We start from the raw sequence: 21,687 nt of genomic DNA, 5'->3' as shown, positions 1-21,687 counted from the left end.
TAGATCCTAATCATTTGGAGAAGCCTATGACCCGGAAGTTGATTTCCCTGAGCCTCACATCGTTGTTTCTGCTGCATGGCTGCACGTCATCATTCACCGAAACAGACCCCCTGAATATCGCTCTTAAGACTTGTGGCATGGGGTTGAGCACACAGACCTCTCATGTGTTCAAAGCCGCTTACGAAATAGCATCAAAGAAGGGAGCTGCAGAGTTCAGCTCGACGATGAATCGTAGCGTTGATACCCAAGAGCATGCATTACTCGCACAGCTTGGGGACAAGTCTCCGGAAAGTACGAAAGCGATTCTGAAGGAGATCAGCAACGTTCGTGAATGCGTGATCGCACAAAGCACTTTGCTCCGTCCGGCATCTCGCCCGGAATTGCTAGAGCAATGCAGATTGAACATTCAGCAACGAATCTCCCCGCCTGGACCGGTGAGCTACGGCACGCTGCGTTACTGGACGCAGCTACCTGATGATCCAAAGTACAAAAAGGACATGCCAATCATGGCTGGACACTTTGACAACGGAGGGAAGGGATTCGACGTAAAGGCCCAGTGCGATATCAGCGGGGGGAGGCTCCAAGACGTCATAGATCTTGAACCAACTGCCGGTTAATGATCTGATCACGGCCATTAAGACCCTCAGCAGACCTTAGACTTAATGCCCTAGCAATGACCGGCTTGTATCCCTGCTTGTATCCCTACATTTAAAATTAGGCTGCAAGCCACGGAATACATGAATCACGCCAGTCTCCCTCGGGCACCATATACAAAGATCCAGCGGTCCTTACCAGCCACTGGAAAACAAATAAACCGGCACTTAGCCGGTTTTTTTGTGCCTGCGATTCCTGCGCACTCCCCTTCCCAAACTCGTTCATGCCTTTCGATAAACCCCGGCCAGCTCCCGAGCCAAACCAATAAAATTCTGCAACGGCGCCGAGGGATTGAATGCGCGCTGTACCAATGTAATGGGCGCCAACAACCTCGGCTGCGCGTCGCGGATGCGGCAATACACCACGGATTCGCGGTGTACGTCGCGCATCGACGCGGGCACCACCGAGATGCCTTCACCGGCGGCAACCAAACTGACGTTGGTCAGCATCCGCTCCACTTCAAAGGCAATATTCGGCTCGAAGCCGGCGTTCTGGCAGGCCTTGATCAGGTTGGCGTACATGCCCGGCGCGCCGGGGCGGCGGACGAGGATGAAGCGTTCATCCTTGAGTTCAATCATGCTGATCTTGGGTTCGGCCCCTTTGAGCAACGGGTGCCCAATCGGCAAGGCCAGGAGCATTTCCTCGTTGAGCAGGCGGTGGAAGGTCAGGCTTTCGGGGGCGCTGACCGGTGCACGAAGGATGCCGATGTCGATGCGTTTTTCGGTGGTGTCTTCGGTGACTTCACGGGCGCTCCCTTCCTTGATCGACAGTTCCACGCCGGGGTATTGCTCGCGGTAGGCGCGAATGATCCGAGGGATCAGCGGGTGCGCGGCGGCAGAACTGGTGAAACCAATGACCAACGTACCTTCAATCCCCTGCGCTGCGCGGGAGGCCTTGAGGGAACCTTGCTCGACACGAGCCAGAATCGCCCGCGCTTCATCGAGGAACACCAGCCCGCCAGCGGTCAGATCAACGCCCTTGGGATGACGTTTGAACAACTCGAAACCCAACTCTCGTTCCAATGCACGTATCTGTTGGCTGAGGGGCGGCTGCTGCATATTCAGGCGCTCGGCGGCGCGGGTGATATGTCGCTCTTCGGCCACTATGATGAAATAACGTAAATGGCGAAGTTCCATGGTGGTATATCCCGTAACAAGGCCTTATTATTTGCGGCCTGAGTGAGTCTTCAGGCTGACCAATATGCCGAACATGGCCAGTCACGACAATAACAAATAATAAAAATCGCCTGGAGTACGGATGCCGTTCATTCATGCCAAAAATGGAACCCTGCCTATATTGATTGCCATTGCCTGTGGCATGACGCTGGGTCTGGTTTATCCAGAAGTGGCAATTGATATGAAACTGCTCAGCGACACCTTCATAAAAACCCTCGGCTTATTGATGCCGTTCCTGCTATTTGTCTTGGTTTCTACCGGTATTGCCGGCCTCAATCGTGAACACAAACACCCCAATGTGATCTACCGCGTCGTGCTGTATTTTCAGCTGATGTCCATCGCCGCGCTGGTGTTTGGAATGGCGACGGGTTTGCTGTTCAACCTTAATCACGCAGCCGTTTTTGCCGCTGCGCCCACACCGGAAAAACTGCTTCACGAGCTATCGTGGATGGCCATTTCGTCCAGTATTTACGATGTTTTGACCCAAAGCCTGTTATTGCAGGTGATGTTGCTTGCGGTGATTTGCGGGCTGTTGCTCAAGCGTGGCGGGGCCTTCAGCGACCGATGCCAGGGTTGGCTTGAAACCGGCGTACAGATGATGTTCCTGCTGTTGCGGATCCTCTTGAAATTCGCGCCGTTGGCGGCATTTGGCGCCATGGCTTTTGTCGTCGGCAAATATGGCCTGAGTTCGGTCATGCCGCTGCTTAAATTTATTGTGGTTATTTATCTGGCGTGTGGATTATTTGTCGTCGTGGTATTCGCCACCATCACCCGAATGGTGGGCGTTAAATTATCAAGACTGATTATTTACTTAAAGGAAGAGTTACTGTTAGTAACGTTCACCGGCTCGTCGGTGGCCGCACTTCCAGGACTTATCGGCAAACTTGAGGCATTGGGTTGCGACAGCCAATTAGTGCGCCTGATATTGACCACCGGTTACACCTTTAACTTGTCCGGCACCAATCTTTACCTGACCACCGCGCTGATGTTTCTTGCCCAATTGGCCGGGGTGGATATCACCGCGCCGCAACTCCTGGAGGTGCTGTTGATTTGTTTGTTTACCTCCCTCGGCGCGACCAGTGTCGCCGGTTCTGCATTGTTTACCCTGATCGCGACCTTGAGCATTCTGCAACTGGTGCCACTGGAAGGCGTGGGGTTGCTGCTGGGCGTGGAGCGGTTGATGAAGTGCCGGTCGCTGACCAATGTGCTGGGTAACGGCGTGGCGTGTCTGGCGATATGCGGATGGCAAAACTCCATCGATCGTGAGGCCTTGAACCGTGAATTTGCCGACCTGAAGTAGCGCCGGGGATGCCGGCGCCACATTTGATCACCTAGTTTTTGGCATCCGCCAACTTGCTGAATGCCTTGTCCAGATTGTCTTCAGCACCTTTCAGTTTTGCCCGACGCTCCACCAACCACTGCTGATCGCCATCCAGGGTTTTGCGCGCCTCGACCAGCATCCGCTTGACCTCTTCCGGTTGCGGGCCGCCCGTGCCTTTGCGGGTTTTGACCATATTGGTCGGCGACAACGCCGTCCGGAATTGCGCCTCATCCAGCGGCAAGGTGTTAGGCGTCCACTTGAACTTGTCCGCCGCCTGGCGATACAGCTTCTGCGCATCGGCATACGGGAACGTCTTCGGCGTGGTGCCGTTGCTGCGCGCTTCGGTGACGATTAGCGACGCGAAGCTATGACCAATACGGAACGGCACCTTGAATTGCCGCTCCAGGGTGTCGGCCAGTTCCATTGAAGTACTCCACTCCGACTCCAGTTCTTCCAGGGCGCGCTGCGGATTGATTTGCAGCGCATCGAGCACCGCATCCAGGCTCTCGAACATCTCGCCCGTGGCGTGGAACAGCCCCAACGAATCGAAGGCGAACTTGTAGTCGGTCATGCCGGTGGTGACGTTATGCGCGCGCAAAGTAACGGTCTGCGACAGCCCTACGACATCCGAGGCCGATTCACGGGTGCGCATCAGCAAGCCCGGATTGCGTTTTTGCGGCATCGCGCTGCTGGTGTAGGTGGACTCTTCATCCAGCAGCAGCCACGGGCGAATCTGATGATATTGGGTGTGGATGTCGCCAATCATCGCGCCCACCCGAATCGCCGAGGACGCCGCCAGGTTCGCCGCTTCAATCGGAATGTCATAGGTCGAGACCTGGCTCGAATCCAGGGAGTTTTCCCGCACGCCATCAAACCCCAGCAACTCGGCCAGACGCTCGCGGTTCAGCGGGTAAGCGGAGTTCGCCAGCACGGCGGTGCCCATCGGGCTCTGGTTAAGGCGCACGTAGAGTTCGCGGATGCGTTGGCCATCGCGATCAAACGCGGCTTCGAACGCCAGCAAATAATGCGCATAACTGATCGGCATGGCCTGCACGCCGTTGGTATAGGCCGGCACCAGGGTGTCGACGTTCTTTTCCGCCAGGCTCAGGATGCGTTGGCGGGTAGCGTTCAACGCCTCGCTGTAGGCCAACACCTGTGAGCGCAATTTGGCCAGGCGGAACGTCGCCAGCATGTCCTGACGACTACGGCCGGAGTGGATCAGCGACGCCTCGGGACCGATCTTGTCGGTCATGATTTTTTCCAGTTGCAGCACATCGCTGGGACGCACGCCGCCGGGCTGCGCGCCCTGATCGATGGCGTAACGCACGCCGCCAGCAATCTTGCGCCCCATGTCAGGCTTGACGATGCCTTCCTCGGTGAGCATCACAATCGATGCCTTGTTGATGCGGTTCAGCCAGGCGAACTGGGTTTGAGTCGGATCGCCCTTGGCCTTGTGCGACGCCTGCGAGGTGTCCACCGAGGCGCCGACTTTCGCCGCCTGGGCCGCGCACTGTTCGGTGGTCTTGCAGGGCAATTCGCCGGTGTCCGCAGCGTAGGCGCCGTAACTGCTGAACAGGGTGAAGACCACGGCGAGGTGGATGAGTTTTTTCTGGGTGAACATGTCAGTGCTCCGCTTTTCTTTATGGGTTACAACAGGGTCAGGGTGTAGCTGACGATGAACCGGTTCTGATCGATGTCATTGCCCTTCTCGTTGCTGCGGTACGTGCCGTTGCGCCATTTCACGCCGAGGTTCTTCAGCGCGCCGCTCTGGAACACGTAGCCGATGTCGGTGTTGCGCTCCCACTCGGTGCCTTCCACGCCTTTGGTGCGTTCGAAGTTGTCGCCCTTGAGGTAGCGCGTCATGAACGTCAGCCCGGGCAGGCCGAGGGCGGCGAAGTCGTAGTCGTAGCGAACCTGCCAGGACTTTTCCTCGGGGTTGGCGAAGTCCGGCGAGATCATCACGTAGTTGACGAGGTAGGAATCGGTGCCATCGAGGTGCGGAAAGCCAGTCGTGCCTTTCATGCGCTGATAGGCCGTGCCGAACGAGTGTCCCTGAATGCTGTAGGTGAACCGCGCACCAAAAGCCTGGTTATCGATGTTGGTGTTGCCGTCCTTACTGGAGTCGGCGTAGCGCAAATCGGTCTTGAACGACTGCGACTTGCCCAGCGGCAAGGTGTGCACCAGGTTGAAGATGTTCTGCGTGTAGTTGTCCTCCAGATGCGCGTAGTGGTAGCCGGTGGCGAGGTCCTTGGTCCACTTGTAGTTGGCACTCGCGAAGTCGAATTTATCGCTGGGCACCGCGCCCTTGATGCCTTTGCCATCGACCTCGATGTCATCGTGACCGCTGACGTTACGCAAGGTATTGCTGGTCAGGCGCCCGGCGTCGAAGGTCAGACCGTCAATGTCCAAACTGCTCAACTGCGCACCACGAAAGGTTTGCGGCAACAGGCGTCCGTCGTTGGGCAGCACGGTCGGCAGCGACGGGATCAACGTCCCGACCTTCAACACACTCTTGGAAATCCGCGCCTTGGCCGTCGCGCCCATGCGGCTGTAACTGTCCGGCGCCTTGTCGCTACCCACGGGTAACAGACCGGTATTTTGCCGATCAGGGCTGGAATCCAGCTTCAAACCCAGCAAACCAATGGCATCGACACCAAACCCCACTGGCCCTTCGGTAAAACCCGATTGGTAGTTGAGAATCAGCCCTTGGGCCCATTCATCCCGCTTGGACTGACTGGCACCGTCCTGGCGGTAATCACTGTTGAAGTAGAAATTGCGAAATTCGAGGTCGGCCTTACTGTCTTTAAGAAAGTCAGCTTCAGCGAAAGGAGAAAAGGCGAGCGACAAACCCAAGGTGGCCGACGTCAGCCCCAGGGCGATAGGTTTTTTATTCATTGTTATTCCCGTTGCCTACTGCTTATTTTTAGAATTGTTTGTCCGGACGGCGACAGGGAGACCCATCCGGCATACGCAGGCTAACGAGCTGGTTTGCAGATTGAAAATATATTGAAAGTCTTGATTGCAGAGGTTTTGAGTATGGTGAATCTGCGGTGGCAATCGACGAACAGGAGGTAGCAAATATCAGCGACACCGCCCCTCTCACCGCTTAATATGGCGCCCGCAAACCGAGGCTCGAGTCTTCCTCGGCACCGAATCAAATAAGGTCTTGCTGCGCAGGGCTTTTTTTTCGCCCACACAAAAGTGACTGGCACCTCACCACCCCGAAGGCTGCGATCTTTTGATCTTGCCTTTAAGGCACACAATCCAAACCGCTCAGCTAACGAATCAAGGATTCACACAATGGAATTGCCACTGGAAACCGTTGCCCTGTTCGCCCTCAAGCTGGCTTATGAGCGCGAGGGGGAAAGCCCGATCCTGCGGGATGATCCGATCATGAGTGATTATGAGCGGGAGGTTTTTGGGTTGTTGGTGCGGCGGGGGGATGTTGAGGGGATTCAGTTTCGGGTGGGGCATTGTGTGGGGTTGGCGTTGGATGCGTTAGGTGGTGTTGATACGCCGTTGGGGCGGGAGCTGCGTAGGTTGGCTGCTGATTTCAGTGATGCGCGGACGATGGAGCAGCTTGAAGCGCCGGTTATTGCGCTTAGGGATTACTTGAAAGATATTCAGTAATATGATCGGGTTAGGGTAAGTTTGGCGCCGCTTGTACACGACTGGTACTAGGTAAGTATTTGGCTGATAAGGAAATAATTTGCCCACGTTTCCATTGCGCCAGCAGACAAACACAAAAGACTTTTTCAGCATCACAAGGACGTATAAATGCGGAAAATCGCCATAAGCAACAAGCCACTCAGAGGCATTCCCCGTCGCCTTCGTGCACTGGAACGCTGGGCCTCTGGTTTTCGCGACGAGTTTCACCCGCGATCCGCGCACATGGAGCGCTATACACATTGGAAGATCCCGGTGCACGAGGCCCTGATTCAAGGTCCTCAAGCCAGGATCGAAGTTCAAGCCTTCTGCATTCAGCAACTGCTCGAAGCCGCAAACCACCTGTCCAACGCTGCTGACCGCTCACAGGGTTACTATCGCGTCGCTTGCCTACTGGTGTGGCCATGGGTTCATCAAAGTGAAGTCACCGTCTTCTATGACCGAGACTATTATCTGGGTTTTCTCGGTGAAGCTAACGCGCTCATGCCAGAGCGGATCAGTCGTACTCTTGCGTTGCAAACACCAGCGAATTTCATCGAGCACGGACATGACGTAACTCAACCTGACGATGAGGTCGCAGTACAGTGGTGGTGCATCGGGGAACCGGCCTGATGTATTTCGCGAGCAGGCTCGCTCCCATCGGGATTGTGGTGGGCTGGCAGACATCGCTTGTTCCAAGTGCGCTAGAGTGCGTGAATAATAAATCAGTCCCCTTTTCTCTCGAACAAAAAAAGAAAAAACGGGAACGGATTTATTGTAGGGGTTATCCAATAATAAATCTTTCCCATTTTCCTAATTTACTGAGATGACTATAATAAAAATAGGTCTGTCACCTTTTCTCGAAAGAGTTCAGCGACGACCTCAAGCCAATGAGGAGTCTTATTGAGTCTCGACTGGACTGACTTCATCTTTAGAGCATACTTAATTCAAACAAACCTTAACTTAAAATTATTGCTAATTGCTTTTCCTCAAAAGAAAATTAGTTCATCTCCAATAACACCAGACCAATAATTACATCAAAGCATCTCTACAAAAAACACAGCAAATCTGACTCTTTACGACATTACAACTTTTCAACCCAGAGATAATCATAGAAAAAAGAGGCTAGAAAAAGCAGAAAAAAGGGTCAGATTTATTTCCATCCACCCTGACAACCATTTCAAGCCCACACAATTTACCAATTCACTTATTTCAAGCAGGCAACACAAATTTTGCTTCAAGCCTATGCAACAACTCGAACGTATTCAAAAAAGGAATGTTTAGTTCCTTACAAATATTGGGAATAATGAATTTTCGTTTAGCATCGAGATTCAGCACTTCATGAGTAACGACTGTAGCCCCTGTGGTCATCGCTTTCGCAATTAACCAAGGATCAGCACCTGCTAAAAATTCTTCCATAGCACCTGTCTTCATCTTAGGAGCTTGATCAGCCACAAGCCCCGCAACCTGCATGAACGCCAGTTGCGTATCCTGATCAGTGGTGGAGTGGAAAAAATCGGAATTGCCCTTCGCCCAACCCGCCAAATCGTCATTGCCTCTCGTCAGCTCATCTAATACCGGCGCAATACTGGATAAAGCCAGTGCTTTATTTTTAAGTAATAACCATTGCCAAAATCCAGGACAAATGACCATTCCATAGTAGCGATTCTTAGCTTCGATCAGAGTGTTGGCGTCTAGTAAATGATTCATTCCGAAATCTTACTGGCGAGAGTCCTTAATTTAGCAGGTTGCACGCCGAGCAAATTTCCCGCCTCGCGTAGCAGCATCCGGCCACTCATTGCTTCAGTCAGCACTGCCTTGCTTAGACGAGGGCTGTTTTTCGTGGTGGCGTTACGGTAATAGTCACCTGCTCCACCTTTGTCATCCTGGAAAGCCTTGAGGATCATTCGATAGTAAGCGCTGTACTGCGCTTGACTTATATAGCCCAGATCAAATGCGCGACGACCGATAGCTAATTTACTGATGTGAAACCGAGAGGCTAGCGGAGGTAAGTTGTCTTCCCAGTTAACATCTGCGTTCCAAAGGGCGCGAAACTTGACTTCGGGAGCAAGGAACTCACCGGCAACCGCATTGCAGAATCGCTCCTCGTCTCGACCATTTACGGTATTTCCGTCAGATACTCCACTGCTACCAATCCAAATATGTGCCAGCTCATGAATTAAGGTGAAGAGCCTGGCAGTGGGGGCATCAGAACTATTAATAAACACAACAGGTGCGACAACATTACTGATGGCAAAACCACGGAACTCACTAACTTCAAGTTTGCGATGCGTATTCCCTAGCGCAATGCCGCTGCGCATCACCAAAATGCCAGCCGCCTCAGCAGCTTCAATTAAGGCACGGCTGTACTTGTCATAATCCAATCGAGCAATGTCAGGGTGCACGCGGAGGATTCGGCGGATATCGTCCACTACCTCTGCGACTTGAGAACGGCTATTAAAGCGACCTACAAATGCCAGCGGTTGACGCTCTTGATTTTGCAGATGCTCCAGATACCAGTCTTGCTTACGTATGGAATCCCTAACGGTGTCCAACAGTTCCAAACTGGGACGTTGAGGAGCAATCCCACCGACAGTTCGCAGATCAGGTAAAGGCAATTGTTCGACGGGTGGCTGCTTAAGAAAAAGGAAGCCGAACGGGATGTGAGCAAGATTCGCCCACTTTTGAGCCTGAAGGAATGTTGGCTTGGTCTCGCCTGCCTCCCATTCCTCTACTCGATCAGGTTTCACTGGCAGTTTTTTAGCAACCTGCTCAGTGGAGAGACCTGCACGTTCACGAGACCATGTGAGCAGGCTTGGATTGACTAAGGCGGCTTGGCTCATAGGGTCGAAGGCAAATCAGATGGGGCCAGCAAACGTTCTAAAGCATCCTTGGCAGATGCAGCCGACTGACGCTGGTTCCAGTTATCTGGCATTGCCTTTCTCCTTGGCTGTTTAAGGTCGAGTTGCAGCGACTACAGATTAGTCGAGAAACAGAGCTGCCGACGGTGGGAGCGCGCGATTATGAGGTAAATTTTCTTCGACCCGAAGCGCAAATATGTAACCCAAGACAAATGGTATTGACCTGTTTCAATGCGTTTCATATCCGAACTCCACAGGGACTGACTAGATAATCACCCACCCTTCCGAGGTTGCAGGAAAAGTGTCTCCACGATAACCTCCCACCGTCGCTGCCAATTCAGCGACCGGGTGTGGTAACCCGAGTTATTCAAGGCGCTACAGCGCCCCCATCACGTCTGCCGGCGCTTTTTTTATGCCTGCGGCGTGAGTTATGGCAGCTGTGCGTGGGACGTCTTCGGACGTGCCGGTTTCCTTGATTCCCGGTTTACCACCCTGCGCACAGCTGTCACCCATTCGTGTGGTAACGAACGTGGCAGCTCCTCATATCAAGGAGTCTGATAATGCGCAGCATCAATCCGTACACAATTTGGCTTTCCCCTCTACGCAACACCCAATCGCATAACGCTTCCCCCTGCCCCACCGCTTCTCCATCACCGGAGACGCCCAATGACTGATCAACCCGAACTCAAAACCATCGGCCTGACCCCGGCCATTTACTGTGCAGACCAACCGCTGTTCCACGTCACTCGCGATGTGCCGCTGGGTGATGCGTTGTCGATGGCTTCGGACTTTCTGTTTTTGGCTAAGTCGCTGACCAAAGAGGCTGCCTATGACAGGGATACTGACCGTCATGCCTGGGCTGCGCATTATTTGACGTCGATGAGTAAGGCGTTGGTGGATGATGCGGTGAAGGTTTTGACGCGGGGGCGGGATTCTACGGTGCCGCCTAAGCGGGCGGCGGAGAAGGCTGAGGGGTAGGAACGGGGGAGCGGGTTGTTTGGGAGGGTCGTAGTCGGTTCAGCATTGGTGTTGGCTGGGCTGGCGCTTTCGCGAGCAAGCTTCGCTCCTACGTTGGATTGTGTTTAGCCCCGAGTTTTCGGGGCTTTTTCGTGTTTGGGTCAGAGGACGTGTTGGGAGATCAGTTTTGAGATTTCGACCATTGATGTTCTGCCGGTGAATTCGAATTTCACTTTGCCCAGTGACGAGAAGTAGATCTCCAGTTCGGAGTCCAGGTCGAACGTGCCGGACGTTTCCACCGAGTACGCGACGATGTTTTTGTACGGCAGCGAGGTGAAGTCTTTTTTGCTGCCGGTGATGCCCTGGACGTTGACGGCGATGATGCGTTTGTTGGTGAACACGACGCCGTCGCGCATGGATTTGTAGGCGTCGATGACGTGTTCGCCGTCGAGCAAAAGGTCGGTAACGCGCTGGGCGTATTCTTCGTTTTGCTTGAGTTTGAAGAAGCCCTTGTTGTTGAAATCAATCATTTGTCGCTCCTGTTATTCGATTTGAATCGGTCCTTTAGTCCCGGCATCGCTGTCCATCCAGTAATCCTGATTCTGCAATCGCCGATCCCCCTGAATGGTGAAGGTGATCTTGCCCTGGCGGAACTGTAGCGTGCCGTCGGTACGCTTGGCATTGACCCGTTTGCCGTTGACCCAGACTTGCTCCTTGGCATCGATGCGGATGGTGGCGACGGTCGCGCCGGCTTCGCTCTTGGCCACCCATTGCCCGACGTAGGGGGTTGGGGTGCTTGGGGCGTCGGTGGCGGGATTGGTGAAGCCGGCCTTGGCGTTTTCTGCCTTGGACTTGTGGATGTCGCAGCCTTGGGTTTCGCTGACTTGGGTGCAGCCGGATTGCTCCAGTTGTTTGCGGTATTTGTCGTTGATGGCGTAGGCCGGGGCTTGGGCGGCGATCAGGATGATCAGCGCCGGCAGGATGGCTTTCTTCATGTTGACTCCTTGGCGATCAGTTCGCGCCGAACGGCATCGTACGTTCACTGTAGTGGATGGGTGTGCAGTGCTTGTGCCACAAAAGATTTCAGACAGTGCGCGCCTTCGTCAGTGCTCTTCTAGACTTAACGGGTGGTCGTGGAAAGAACCGAGCACGTCGCTTTTGTGCAGTTGAACCGATGCCAGCGTGGCAAGCTGCAATTTATGCCCTGAAGAGGTGCGACAAAGATCGCACCGGGCCCAACAAGATGCCCGCTCAGGGTGCCTGGCCACCGGCCAAAAATGCCACGATACCGTGACGTGGTGTGAACGCCGCAGCCGACACTTTCGGACAACCGACGACCTTCTGGTGTGTCCGTGACCGTGAGGAATGCTGTATGCCTGATGAGATGTTGTTGCACCTGCCGATGGTCAACAGCCTGTTGGAGCGCCATAAAGGCTCTGCGGGTGCACTGTTGCCGATCCTCCATGAGATTCAGGAGGGTATCGGTTATATCCCCGATGTCGCCATTCCCGAAATTGCCCACGCCCTCAATCAGAGTCAGGCCGAGATTCGTGGGGTGATCAGTTTTTACCATGACTTCCGCACCGCGCCGCCGGCCCGCCATATCCTGCGTCTGTGCCGCGCCGAGTCGTGCAAGAGCCGCGGTGCCGAGCAGTTGGCCGCGCAGTTGCGCGAACGTCTGCAACTGGATGATCACGGCAGCAGCGCCGATGGCAGTATCAGTTTGCGTCCGGTTTATTGCCTTGGTGCTTGTGCCTGTTCGCCCGCGCTGGAGCTGGATGGTCAGGTGCATGCGCGGTTGAGTGCCGAGCGGCTGGATGCGCTGCTTGAAGCTTGCCGGGAGGACGTATGAGCCTCTATTTGCCTTGTGATTCCCTGGCTCGCGCCGTGGGTGCCGATGAGGTGGCGGTGGCGCTTGCCGGTCAGGACCTGCAACGCACCAGTTCCCGTGGCCTGTATTGGCTGGAACCGCTGCTGGAAGTGGACACCGCGCAAGGTCGGATCGGCTTTGGTCCGTTGACTGCGGCCGATGTGCCGTCCGTGCTGGATGCGCTGCAAGGCGAGCCGTCCGCCCATCCGCTGGCCTTGGGCCTGGTGGAAGAATTGCCTTATCTGAAGACCCAGCAACGCCTGCTGTTCGCCCGTGCCGGCATCACCCGACCATTGTCGCTGGACGATTACCGGGCCCATGGCGGTTTCGAGGGTTTGAAAAGGGCTGTCGTCATTGGCGGCGATGAAACCGCGACGGCGGTGTTTGATTCAGGGCTGCGTGGCCGTGGCGGCGCGGCGTTTCCGGCCGGGATCAAATGGCGCACGGTGCGCGCCACTCAGGCTGTGCAGAAATACATCGTGTGCAACGCCGACGAAGGCGACTCCGGCACCTTCGCCGACCGTATGTTGATGGAAGGCGATCCTTTCCTGTTAATCGAAGGCATGGCCATTGCCGGCATCACTGTCGGCGCCAGTTACGGCTACATCTATGTGCGCTCGGAATATCCACAGGCCGTCGCGACTTTGCGCGAGGCGCTGGATATCGCGCGGGCCAACGGTTACCTCGGCGCCAATGTCGGCGGCAGCGGCTTGGCTTTCGATATGGAAGTGCGAGTCGGTGCCGGCGCTTATATCTGCGGTGAAGAAACCGCGCTGTTGGACTCGCTGGAAGGCAAGCGCGGGATTGTCCGCGCCAAGCCACCGATCCCGGCGCTGAAGGGTTTGTTTGGTTTGCCGACCCTTGTACACAACGTTTTGACCCTGGCCTCGGTGCCGCTGATTCTGGCCAAGGGCGCGCAGTTCTATCGCGATTACGGCATGGGCCGCTCCCTCGGCACCATGCCTTTCCAACTGGCGGGCAACATTCGTCACGGCGGGCTGGTGGAACGAGCCTTTGGCCTGACCCTGCGCGAATTGGTGGAAGACTACGGCGGCGGCACCGCCAGTGGCCGGCCGCTGAAAGCTGCGCAGGTTGGCGGCCCGCTCGGCGCTTGGGTGCCGCCCGCGGATTTCGACACACCGCTGGATTACGAAGCCTTCGCCGGTATCGGCGCGATGCTCGGTCACGGTGGTGTGGTGGTGGCGGACGACAGCCTGGACATGGCGCACATGGCGCGTTTCGCCCTGCAATTCTGCGCCGAAGAATCCTGCGGCAAATGCACGCCGTGCCGCATCGGTTCAACTCGCGGCGTCGAGGTGATCGACCGAATGCTGGCTGCGCCGGATCAAAGCGGTCGCGATGAGCAGGCAATCATCCTCAAGGACCTGTGCGACACGATGCAATACGGTTCGCTCTGCGCCTTGGGCGGCATGGCGCCGTTTCCGGTCGTCAGCGCCCTCAAGCACTTCCCCGCCGACTTCGGTCTGCAATCTTCGGAGGCCGACCAATGATCACCCTCTTCGACCCGAACACCGATATCGATCTCGGCACCCCGGCGCGCGAAAGCCAGGTGCAAGTCACCCTGAACATCGACGGCCGCAGCATCAGCGTGCCCGAAGGCACTTCGGTGATGCGCGCCGCCGCGCTGCTGGGCACGACCATTCCGAAACTGTGTGCCACCGACAGCCTCGAAGCGTTCGGTTCCTGCCGCATGTGCCTGGTGGAAATCGATGGTATGCGCGGCTACCCGGCGTCTTGCACCACGCCGGTCACTGAAGGCATGAGCGTGCACACGCAGACGCCGAAACTTGCGACCCTGCGCCGGAATGTCATGGAGTTGTACATCTCCGATCACCCGCTGGATTGCCTGACCTGTTCGGCCAACGGCAACTGCGAGCTGCAAACCGTCGCCGGTCAGGTTGGCCTGCGCGAAGTGCGCTATGGCTATGAAGGCGAGAACCATCTGGCGGACGTGAAAGACACTTCAAACCCCTACTTCGACTACGACCCGAGCAAGTGCATCGTCTGCAACCGTTGCGTGCGCGCTTGCGAAGAAACCCAAGGCACGTTTGCCCTGACCATCACCGGGCGCGGGTTTGAGTCTCGCGTTTCCGCCGCCGGTGGCGATAACTTTCTCGACTCGGAATGCGTGTCCTGCGGCGCCTGTGTGCAAGCCTGCCCGACCGCGACCCTGATGGAAAAATCGGTGGTCGAACTGGGCCAGCCGGAACGCAGCGTCATCACCACGTGCGCCTATTGCGGCGTGGGCTGCTCGTTCCGCGCCGAGATGAAGGGCGACAAACTGGTGCGCATGGTTCCAGACAAGAACGGTCAGGCCAACCACGGCCATTCCTGCGTCAAAGGACGGTTTGCCTGGGGCTACGCGACCCACCCGGATCGCATCACCAAACCGATGATCCGCAGTCACATCAACGACCCGTGGCAGGAAGTCACCTGGGATGAAGCGGTGACCTACGCCGCCAGCGAATTCCGCCGCTTGCAGCAAAAGTACGGCCGTGACTCGATTGGCGGCATCACCTCCAGTCGCTGTACCAACGAAGAAACCTATCTGGTGCAAAAACTGGTGCGCGCCGCGTTCGGCAACAACAACGTCGATACCTGCGCGCGGGTCTGCCATTCGCCGACCGGTTATGGACTGAAACAAACGCTTGGCGAGTCGGCCGGGACCCAGAGTTTCGATTCGGTGATGCAGGCCGACGTGATTCTGGTGATGGGCGCCAACCCCAGCGACGCGCACCCGGTGTTCGCTTCCCAACTCAAACGGCGCCTGCGTGAAGGCGCGCGGCTGATCGTCATCGATCCTCGACGCATTGATCTGGTGGACTCGGTGCACGCCCGCGCCGAACTGCACTTGGCGCTGCGTCCGGGCACCAACGTTGCCATGCTCAACGCGCTGGCCCATGTGATCGTCACCGAAGGTTTGCTCGATCAGGCCTTTATCGACGCCCGTTGCGAGGGCAGCGATTTCGCTCGCTGGAGTGAGCAAGTCAGCCGCGCGGAAAACTCGCCGGAAGTGCTGGGCGAGATCTGCGGTGTGGCCCCGGCCGACATCCGCGCCGCCGCTCGCCTCTATGCCAACGCCAACAACGCGGCGATCTACTACGGCTTGGGCGTCACCGAACACAGCCAAGGCAGCACGGCGGTGATGGGCATCGCCAACCTGGCCATGGCCACCGGCAACATCGGCCGCGAAGGCGTGGGCGTGAACCCGCTGCGGGGGCAGAACAACGTTCAGGGCTCGTGCGACATGGGCTCCTTCCCCCACGAGTTGCCCGGCTACCGGCACATCTCCAACGAAGTGGTACGGACCCAGTTCGAGCAGGCGTGGAACGTCACCCTGCAACCTGATCCGGGCCTGCGTATTCCCAACATGTTCGAGGCCGCGCTGGGCGGCACATTCAAGGGTTTGTATTGCCAGGGCGAAGACATTGCCCAGAGCGATCCGAATACCCAACACGTCACCGCAGCACTGTCGGCCATGGAATGCGTGGTGGTGCAGGACATTTTCCTCAACGAAACCGCCAGGTTCGCCCATGTGTTCCTGCCGGGCAGTTCGTTCCTGGAAAAGGACGGCACCTTCACCAACGCCGAGCGCCGCATTTCGCGGGTGCGCAAGGTCATGGAACCGCTGGGCGGCAAGGCTGACTGGGAAGGCACCGTGGCCCTGGCCAACGCGCTGGGTTACCCGATGAACTACACGCACCCATCGCAAATCATGGATGAAATCGCCAGCCTGACGCCGACCTTCACCAACGTCAGCTACGCCGAACTGGATCGCCACGGCAGCCTGCAATGGCCGTGCAACGCGGCGGCACCGGACGGCACGCCGACCATGCACATCGAGGAGTTCGTGCGCGGCAAGGGCCGTTTCATGCTCACCGGCTACGTGCCCACCGAGGAAAAGGTCAACAATCGCTATCCGCTGCTGCTGACCACCGGGCGCATCCTCAGCCAGTACAACGTCGGCGCGCAAACCCGGCGCACCGAGAACGTCGCCTGGCACGATGAAGACCGCTTGGAAATCCACCCGACCGACGCCGAGAGCCGTGGCATCAACGAAGGCGATTGGGTCGGCATCGGCAGCCGCGCCGGCCAGACCGTATTGCGTGCGCGGGTCACCGAGCGGGTCGCCCCGGGCGTGGTGTACACCACGTTCCACTTCCCGGAATCCGGGGCCAACGTCATCACGACGGACAATTCCGACTGGGCCACCAACTGTCCGGAATACAAGGTCACCGCCGTGGAAGTCAGCCGCGTCTACCACCCTTCCGAGTGGCAAAAACGCTATCAGGCCTTCAGTGACGAACAGGACCGTCTGCTGAAAGACCGCCGTCAGGCACGTGGCGCCAAAGCTGAGGTGCGCCGATGAGCACTGCCAACCTGATCAAAATGGTCAACCAGATCGCCCTGTACTTCGCCAGTGAGCCGGACCAGCAACTGGCCGTGCTCGGTGTGCGTAATCATTTGCAGATGTACTGGACGCCGGGCATGCGCAAGGAGTTGTTGGCCTGGCAGACGGAACATCATGGGGAAGACTTGCATCCACTGGCGCAGGAAGCGGTCAGTGGCGCGGGTTGGGAAGCTTAGGAGTTGCGAACCGTTGGATCAGCCCCGAGTTTTTTCGGGGCTTTTCCTCTTTTTAAAACTACAGCTCGACCCGGTGATAAGTGCCGTCAGCCCCCACATTGTGGCCAAAACCGCATGACTCACCGGCCGTGCGATTGACCGTGAGCACATCCTTCTTAAGATCGAAGTCGTACTCACAATCGCCTTCGTCTTCCCCACTCATGGCGTAGTGCGCCTTGCCGTTATCAAAGGCTAATACCGTGGAGAACTCACCGAGATTGGGACCGTAATACATCGCCATCATCCCTGCGTAAAAACCCTGGAAATCAACTTGGTATTTCTTGCCTTGTGGCTTGATCGTCATCGAGCTCCACAACGCAGCCCCGGCGTATTGCCAATACTGCCCTGTTGGCTTGCTCGACTGTTTCTCAAGGGCGTTTTTGATATCGCCACTGATCTTGCCCAGGTTGTAGATCGACTTTTTATCGTTGGGCAGAATACTCAGCCACGCCCGGGCCTTCAGGTAATCGCCTTCATGGATGTAGGTGAGCGCAACGTTGTTATAGGCCATCGCGACTTTATCTTCGTCCAGCTGACAACTCTCGGACCAGCCGGCCTGCTGCTCATATTGCGCCCGGGCCTTGGCGTATTGCTTGAGCTTGTAATACTTGCCGCCTTCGGCGGAATACTCGCTGATCTTGAGGCAATTGGCGGTCGCCTCGTCCTCGGTAATGTCTGCATGAGCAAAAAACGGTGCAGCCAGAAGCAGGATGATCGCTTTCATCTTTATCACGCGACGCACCGAAGGATAGAAGCGCTTAATGTCCATATTGTTTTTCCCTGTTTGAAAGTCGACATGACCAGCGGCGCGAAGGGTAGCGTGGCCAGGGCACCGAGACAATCGGGGGCACCCGTACATCCTCTGCGCAGATAAACTTCCCGCCAAATCGCGCGTCTACTCCCGCATAATCCCCGCACTTCCAATGACTGCCATCACCACGGCGCACCCACTACAAGGACGCAACATGCAAATCAGCCAAGGACAACGCTTACCCTTGTCCAGCCTTATGCAGGGCTCGCAACTTATCCTCTCGATCAACGTTCAGTCGCCCCATGTGCTGGACTTCGTGTGCTTCGGCATCGATGCGCAGGGCAAACTTTCCGATGATCGCTACATGGTGTTTTTCAACCAGCCGACGACACCGTGCAACAGCGTGAGCATGGCCAACGGCGGTGACTTCACCCTCGACCTGTCGAAACTGCCCACCAGCATCGATCGCCTGGTGTTCACCACTTCGATCGACGGTGCCGGCGCGATGCGCGACATCCAGGCCAGCAGCTTCAGTATCAAGAGCCTGTCCGGCGAAGTCTTGGCGCAATGCCCGTTCTCGGGCGCGACCTTCGCCGACGAGAAAGCCATCATGGTCGTCGAGCTCTATCGCAAGTCGGGCGAATGGCGCCTGTCTTCCAACCTGCAAGGGTTCAACGCCGGCCTGGATGCGCTGGTGAAACATTTCGGTGGGGATGTCGCTGACGAACCGGCGCCCGCACCAGCGCCGATACCGGCTCCCGCATCAAAAGTCATCTCCCTTGAGAAAAAGATCGGCGACGCCGCTCCGCACCTGATCAGCCTGGCGAAGAAAGCCCAGATCAGCCTTGAGAAAGCCAAACTCACCGACGTCAAAGCGCGGGTCGGCCTGGTGCTGGATGCGTCCGGGTCCATGAACAACCAATACCAGACCGGCCGCGTTCAGGAAGTGGTCAACCGACTGCTGCCGCTGGCGCTGCACTTCGACGACGACGGCACCCTCGACTGTTGGGCGTTTGGCGCCGAGACACAGCAGTTGTCCGCCGTGTCACTGGCCAATCACAAAGACTTCATCAAAACCGACCGCGGCGGCTGGCAGGATTGGGCGTTGGGCGCTCGCTACAACGACGAGCCCAAAGCCATCAAGAAGGTGATCGACTTCTACAAGAACTCCCGGGACACCACGCCGATCTACATCCTGTTCATCAGTGATGGCGGCGTGTCGGCCAGTGGCGCGATCAAGAAGCTGATGATCGAAGCAGCCAAGCTGCCGATCTTCTGGCAATTCGTCGGCATCGGCGGCCACAACTACGGCATCCTGGAAAAACTCGACACCATGACCGGCCGGGTCGTCGACAACTGCGGCTTCTTCGCCCTGGATGACCTGCACGACATCAGCGAAGAGCAGCTGTACGACAAGCTGATGGAAGAATTCCCGCAGTGGCTGAAGGAAGCGAAGGCTAAAGGCATTATCTTTTAATCGTCGGGTCATGAATTGACACGCAAGAAAAAGCCCCGCGAAAGCGGGGCTTTTTTTTAACCCAAAAGGGTTAGCCGATGCTGACGCCATGGGCTTCAGCCAGAGGCTTCAGGCCGCCGGCGAAACCTTGGCCGATCGCCTTGAACTTGAACTCTTCACCGCTGCGATACAGCTCGCCAAAGATCATGGCGGTTTCGGTGGAAGCGTCTTCGCTCAGGTCGAAACGTGCCAGTTCTTTACCGTCAGCCTTGTTCACAACGCGGATGTAGCCGTTGGAAACCTGACCGAAGTTCTGTTTGCGCGCATCGGAGTCGTGGATGGTGACCGCGAATACCAGCTTCTTCACCAGCGGAGCCAGGGAGGTCAGTTTGACTGTCACTTGCTCGTCGTCGCCTTCGCCAGCACCGGAGCGGTTGTCGCCCATGTGTTCGACGGAGCCGTCAGTCGACTTCTTGTTGTTGTAGAAAATGAAGCTGTTGTCGTCGAGCACTTTGCCGTTTTCGCCTACGACGAAAATCGACGCATCGAGGTCGAACTCGGTGCCGTCAGTAACACGAGGATCCCAGCCCAGGCCCACGAGCACTTCGGTCAGGCCCGGAGCTTCTTTGGACAGGGATACGTTGCCGCCTTTGGAAAGACTTACAGCCATGGTTAGTTTCCTTATTCAGTAGACCGAGGGGTTTAGAAGTTCATACCGTACGAATTGGCCAGCGCTTTCAAGCCACCGGCATAGCCCGAACCAACGGCACGGAATTTCCACTCGCCGTTGTTGCGATACAGCTCGGCGAAGATCATCGCGGTTTCGGTGGAAGCGTCTTCTGCGAGGTCGTAACGAACAATCTCGGCACCGGAGATTTCGTTGACCACACGAATGAACGAGCCGCCGACCTGACCGAAGTTTTGCTTGCGTGCATCAGCGTCGTGGATGGTGACGGTGAATGCGATCTTGTCGATATCGGCCGGAACGCGGCTCAAGTCGATTTTCAGTACTTCGTCGTCGCCATCGCCAGCACCGGTGCGGTTGTCACCGGTGTGCTCGATGGAGCCGTCAGCGCTTTTGAGCTGGTTGTAGAAAATGAAGTCGGCGTCACCACGCACTTTGCCGTTGGCACCCAGCAGGAACGCGCTGGCGTCCAGGTCAAACTCCGTGCCGTCAGTTGCGCGAGGATCCCAACCCAGACCGACCAGAATCTTGGTCAGCGAAGGATCGGTCTTCGATAGGGACAGGTTGCCGCCTTTTTGAAGAGTCAATGCCATGAGTACAGCTCCTTGTGGTTAATGCGTTTTGAATTACTGATTGTCAGCCGGGGCAACTTCCTTTTCGGGGAAGATCACGCTGGCGAAAATACCGATGGCCAGCACTACGACAACGATGATCAGGCTGGTGTTCGGATCGATGTTGTAGCCGTGATGGAACAGGTGGTCAGTCGCATTCAGGCCCAGCTTTACCGCGATGAAGAAAAGCAGCGCAATAACGGCTTTTTCCAGGTGCACCAGGTAGCGTTTCAGCGCTTCCAGCACAAAGTACATGGTCCGCAGGCCGAGGATGGCGAAAAGCATGGCCGAGAACACGATCAGTGGTTCGCGGCTGACGGCGATGACGGCCGGGACGGAGTCGAAGGCAAACAACACGTCCGACACTTCCATGACCACCAGGCACAGGAACAGCGGCGTGGCGAACAGACCGCCCTTGGCCGCCAGCGACATGCCTTTGTTTTCCGGCTTGCTCAGCTCGCCTTCCAGCGTCTTGCGACGGACAAAGAAGTCGTGACCATGCAGTTTCGGCCACACCGGGAACAGCTTCTTGGCGAAGCGGTACGCCATGTGCGTGGAGTAATCTTCTTCCTCTTCGTCGTCACCGCCGCCGCGCAGCATCATGACTGCTGTCCAGGCCACGATCAGGGCAAACACCACTTCGACCCAAGGACCCAGCGCCAGCAGGCCGGTACCGATGGCCACGAAGATCAGGCGGAAAACGATCGCGCCGATGATGCCCCAGTACAGAACGCGATGGCGCAGGCCATTCGGCACTTTGAACCAGGCGAAGATCGCCATGAACACGAACAGGTTGTCCACGCTCAGGACTTTTTCCAGCGCATAGCCGGTGATGAACAGGGTGGCGACATCCGGACCATGTTCGTAGTACAGGAACCCTGCGAAGCCGAACGAGATGAGAATCCAGAACACCGACCAGGCCGACGCTTTGGCGAGGCTGATCGGCTGGTCACCGCGATGGGTGAACATGTCGAGGATCATCGCGCCGAGCGCCAGCGCCACGAATACAGCGATGGTCAGCGGGGGGAAACCCAGGTGAGTAACTTCCACAGTT

General features: G+C 56.7%; 21 protein-coding genes. 10 read left to right on the top strand and 11 right to left on the bottom strand.

The window, feature by feature from the left end:
* Nucleotides 1-26: 26 nt before the first annotated feature.
* Nucleotides 27-617: a hypothetical protein gene (locus HKK53_RS26560; RefSeq protein ID WP_169373222.1), complete on the top strand. Its 591-nt coding sequence runs from the start codon at nt 27-29 to the stop codon at nt 615-617.
* 258 nt (nt 618-875) lie between these two features.
* Here HKK53_RS26560 and HKK53_RS26555 read toward each other — a convergent pair whose 3' ends face one another.
* Nucleotides 876-1,790, bottom strand: coding sequence for a LysR substrate-binding domain-containing protein (locus HKK53_RS26555; protein WP_169373221.1), 915 nt, complete (start codon nt 1,788-1,790; stop codon nt 876-878).
* A 121-nt stretch (nt 1,791-1,911) separates the two neighbouring features.
* Between HKK53_RS26555 and HKK53_RS26550 the strand changes: the two genes are divergently transcribed.
* Nucleotides 1,912-3,129 (top strand): cation:dicarboxylate symporter family transporter, encoded by a 1,218-nt coding sequence (locus HKK53_RS26550; protein ID WP_169373220.1) that lies wholly within the window; start codon nt 1,912-1,914, stop codon nt 3,127-3,129.
* Between the two features lie 31 nt (nt 3,130-3,160).
* On the opposite strand, the gene HKK53_RS26545 is transcribed toward HKK53_RS26550, so the two are convergent.
* Nucleotides 3,161-4,771, bottom strand: coding sequence for an argininosuccinate lyase (locus HKK53_RS26545; RefSeq protein ID WP_169373219.1), 1,611 nt, complete (start codon nt 4,769-4,771; stop codon nt 3,161-3,163).
* Nucleotides 4,772-4,797: 26 nt separating this feature from the next.
* Nucleotides 4,798-6,045 (bottom strand): OprD family porin, encoded by a 1,248-nt coding sequence (locus HKK53_RS26540; protein ID WP_169373218.1) that lies wholly within the window; start codon nt 6,043-6,045, stop codon nt 4,798-4,800.
* A gap of 405 nt (nt 6,046-6,450) precedes the next feature.
* On the opposite strand from HKK53_RS26540, the gene HKK53_RS26535 reads away from it, so the two are divergent.
* Both HKK53_RS26535 and HKK53_RS26530 read left to right on the top strand, forming a co-directional pair.
* Nucleotides 6,451-6,780, top strand: a complete 330-nt coding sequence (locus HKK53_RS26535) for a hypothetical protein (RefSeq protein WP_169373217.1) — start codon at nt 6,451-6,453, stop codon at nt 6,778-6,780.
* A gap of 147 nt (nt 6,781-6,927) precedes the next feature.
* On the top strand, nt 6,928-7,428 hold the full coding sequence (locus HKK53_RS26530) for a DUF3916 domain-containing protein (RefSeq protein WP_169373216.1): 501 nt from the start codon (nt 6,928-6,930) through the stop codon (nt 7,426-7,428).
* Between the two features lie 579 nt (nt 7,429-8,007).
* Here the strand turns inward: HKK53_RS26530 and HKK53_RS26525 are convergent.
* Both HKK53_RS26525 and HKK53_RS26520 read right to left on the bottom strand, forming a co-directional pair.
* Nucleotides 8,008-8,505: a DUF4411 family protein gene (locus HKK53_RS26525; protein WP_169373215.1), complete on the bottom strand. Its 498-nt coding sequence runs from the start codon at nt 8,503-8,505 to the stop codon at nt 8,008-8,010.
* The gene (locus HKK53_RS26520; RefSeq protein ID WP_169373214.1) at nt 8,502-9,638 is read right to left on the bottom strand and encodes an XRE family transcriptional regulator; all 1,137 of its coding nucleotides are present in this window, start codon (nt 9,636-9,638) and stop codon (nt 8,502-8,504) included. Before HKK53_RS26520 ends, HKK53_RS26525 begins: the two co-directional genes overlap by 4 nt.
* Nucleotides 9,639-10,322: 684 nt before the next feature.
* Here HKK53_RS26520 and HKK53_RS26515 point away from each other — a divergent pair.
* Entirely contained in the window at nt 10,323-10,634 is a 312-nt protein-coding gene (locus HKK53_RS26515; RefSeq protein WP_169373213.1) for a DUF3077 domain-containing protein, read from the top strand.
* A gap of 140 nt (nt 10,635-10,774) precedes the next feature.
* On the opposite strand, the gene HKK53_RS26510 is transcribed toward HKK53_RS26515, so the two are convergent.
* Nucleotides 10,775-11,143, bottom strand: coding sequence for a PH domain-containing protein (locus HKK53_RS26510; protein ID WP_149658098.1), 369 nt, complete (start codon nt 11,141-11,143; stop codon nt 10,775-10,777).
* Nucleotides 11,144-11,155: 12 nt separating this feature from the next.
* Complete coding sequence (locus tag HKK53_RS26505) at nt 11,156-11,608, bottom strand: hypothetical protein (RefSeq protein ID WP_169373212.1); 453 nt, start codon at nt 11,606-11,608, stop codon at nt 11,156-11,158.
* A gap of 377 nt (nt 11,609-11,985) precedes the next feature.
* Here HKK53_RS26505 and HKK53_RS26500 point away from each other — a divergent pair, with 377 nt between their 5' ends.
* From HKK53_RS26500 to HKK53_RS26485, 4 genes are read left to right on the top strand one after another with little or no spacing between them, the layout of a single operon-like run.
* Nucleotides 11,986-12,465 (top strand): formate dehydrogenase subunit gamma, encoded by a 480-nt coding sequence (locus HKK53_RS26500; protein WP_169373211.1) that lies wholly within the window; start codon nt 11,986-11,988, stop codon nt 12,463-12,465.
* Nucleotides 12,462-13,994 (top strand): formate dehydrogenase beta subunit, encoded by a 1,533-nt coding sequence (locus tag HKK53_RS26495; RefSeq protein ID WP_169373210.1) that lies wholly within the window; start codon nt 12,462-12,464, stop codon nt 13,992-13,994. The genes HKK53_RS26500 and HKK53_RS26495 overlap by 4 nt, the downstream gene beginning before the upstream one ends.
* Complete coding sequence (gene fdhF, locus HKK53_RS26490; RefSeq protein ID WP_169373209.1) at nt 13,991-16,873, top strand: formate dehydrogenase subunit alpha; 2,883 nt, start codon at nt 13,991-13,993, stop codon at nt 16,871-16,873. The genes HKK53_RS26495 and fdhF overlap by 4 nt, the downstream gene beginning before the upstream one ends.
* Complete coding sequence (locus tag HKK53_RS26485; RefSeq protein ID WP_169373208.1) at nt 16,870-17,091, top strand: formate dehydrogenase subunit delta; 222 nt, start codon at nt 16,870-16,872, stop codon at nt 17,089-17,091. Before fdhF ends, HKK53_RS26485 begins: the two co-directional genes overlap by 4 nt.
* Nucleotides 17,092-17,149: 58 nt before the next feature.
* On the opposite strand, the gene HKK53_RS26480 is transcribed toward HKK53_RS26485, so the two are convergent.
* Nucleotides 17,150-17,899, bottom strand: a complete 750-nt coding sequence (locus tag HKK53_RS26480; RefSeq protein ID WP_169373207.1) for a tetratricopeptide repeat protein — start codon at nt 17,897-17,899, stop codon at nt 17,150-17,152.
* A gap of 196 nt (nt 17,900-18,095) precedes the next feature.
* Between HKK53_RS26480 and HKK53_RS26475 the strand changes: the two genes are divergently transcribed.
* A complete protein-coding gene (locus tag HKK53_RS26475; RefSeq protein ID WP_169373206.1) occupies nt 18,096-19,358 on the top strand; it encodes a VWA domain-containing protein in 1,263 nt (420 codons plus the stop codon).
* Nucleotides 19,359-19,428: 70 nt separating this feature from the next.
* Here the strand turns inward: HKK53_RS26475 and HKK53_RS26470 are convergent, their stop codons facing one another.
* The 3 genes from HKK53_RS26470 to HKK53_RS26460 are packed head-to-tail and all read right to left on the bottom strand — an operon-like array spanning nt 19,429 to nt 21,683.
* Nucleotides 19,429-20,007, bottom strand: a complete 579-nt coding sequence (locus HKK53_RS26470) for a TerD family protein (protein WP_169373205.1) — start codon at nt 20,005-20,007, stop codon at nt 19,429-19,431.
* A gap of 32 nt (nt 20,008-20,039) precedes the next feature.
* Nucleotides 20,040-20,615 (bottom strand): TerD family protein, encoded by a 576-nt coding sequence (locus HKK53_RS26465; RefSeq protein ID WP_133840491.1) that lies wholly within the window; start codon nt 20,613-20,615, stop codon nt 20,040-20,042.
* A gap of 33 nt (nt 20,616-20,648) precedes the next feature.
* The gene (locus HKK53_RS26460) at nt 20,649-21,683 is read right to left on the bottom strand and encodes a TerC/Alx family metal homeostasis membrane protein (protein WP_169373204.1); all 1,035 of its coding nucleotides are present in this window, start codon (nt 21,681-21,683) and stop codon (nt 20,649-20,651) included.
* Between the last annotated feature and the right edge of the window lie 4 nt (nt 21,684-21,687).

Origin of the sequence: Pseudomonas sp. ADAK7, assembly GCF_012935675.1 — a bacterium.
GTDB lineage: Bacteria > Pseudomonadota > Gammaproteobacteria > Pseudomonadales > Pseudomonadaceae > Aquipseudomonas.
Note: the sequence above shows the minus strand (reverse complement) of the source record. Positions and strands in the feature narration are given on the sequence as shown.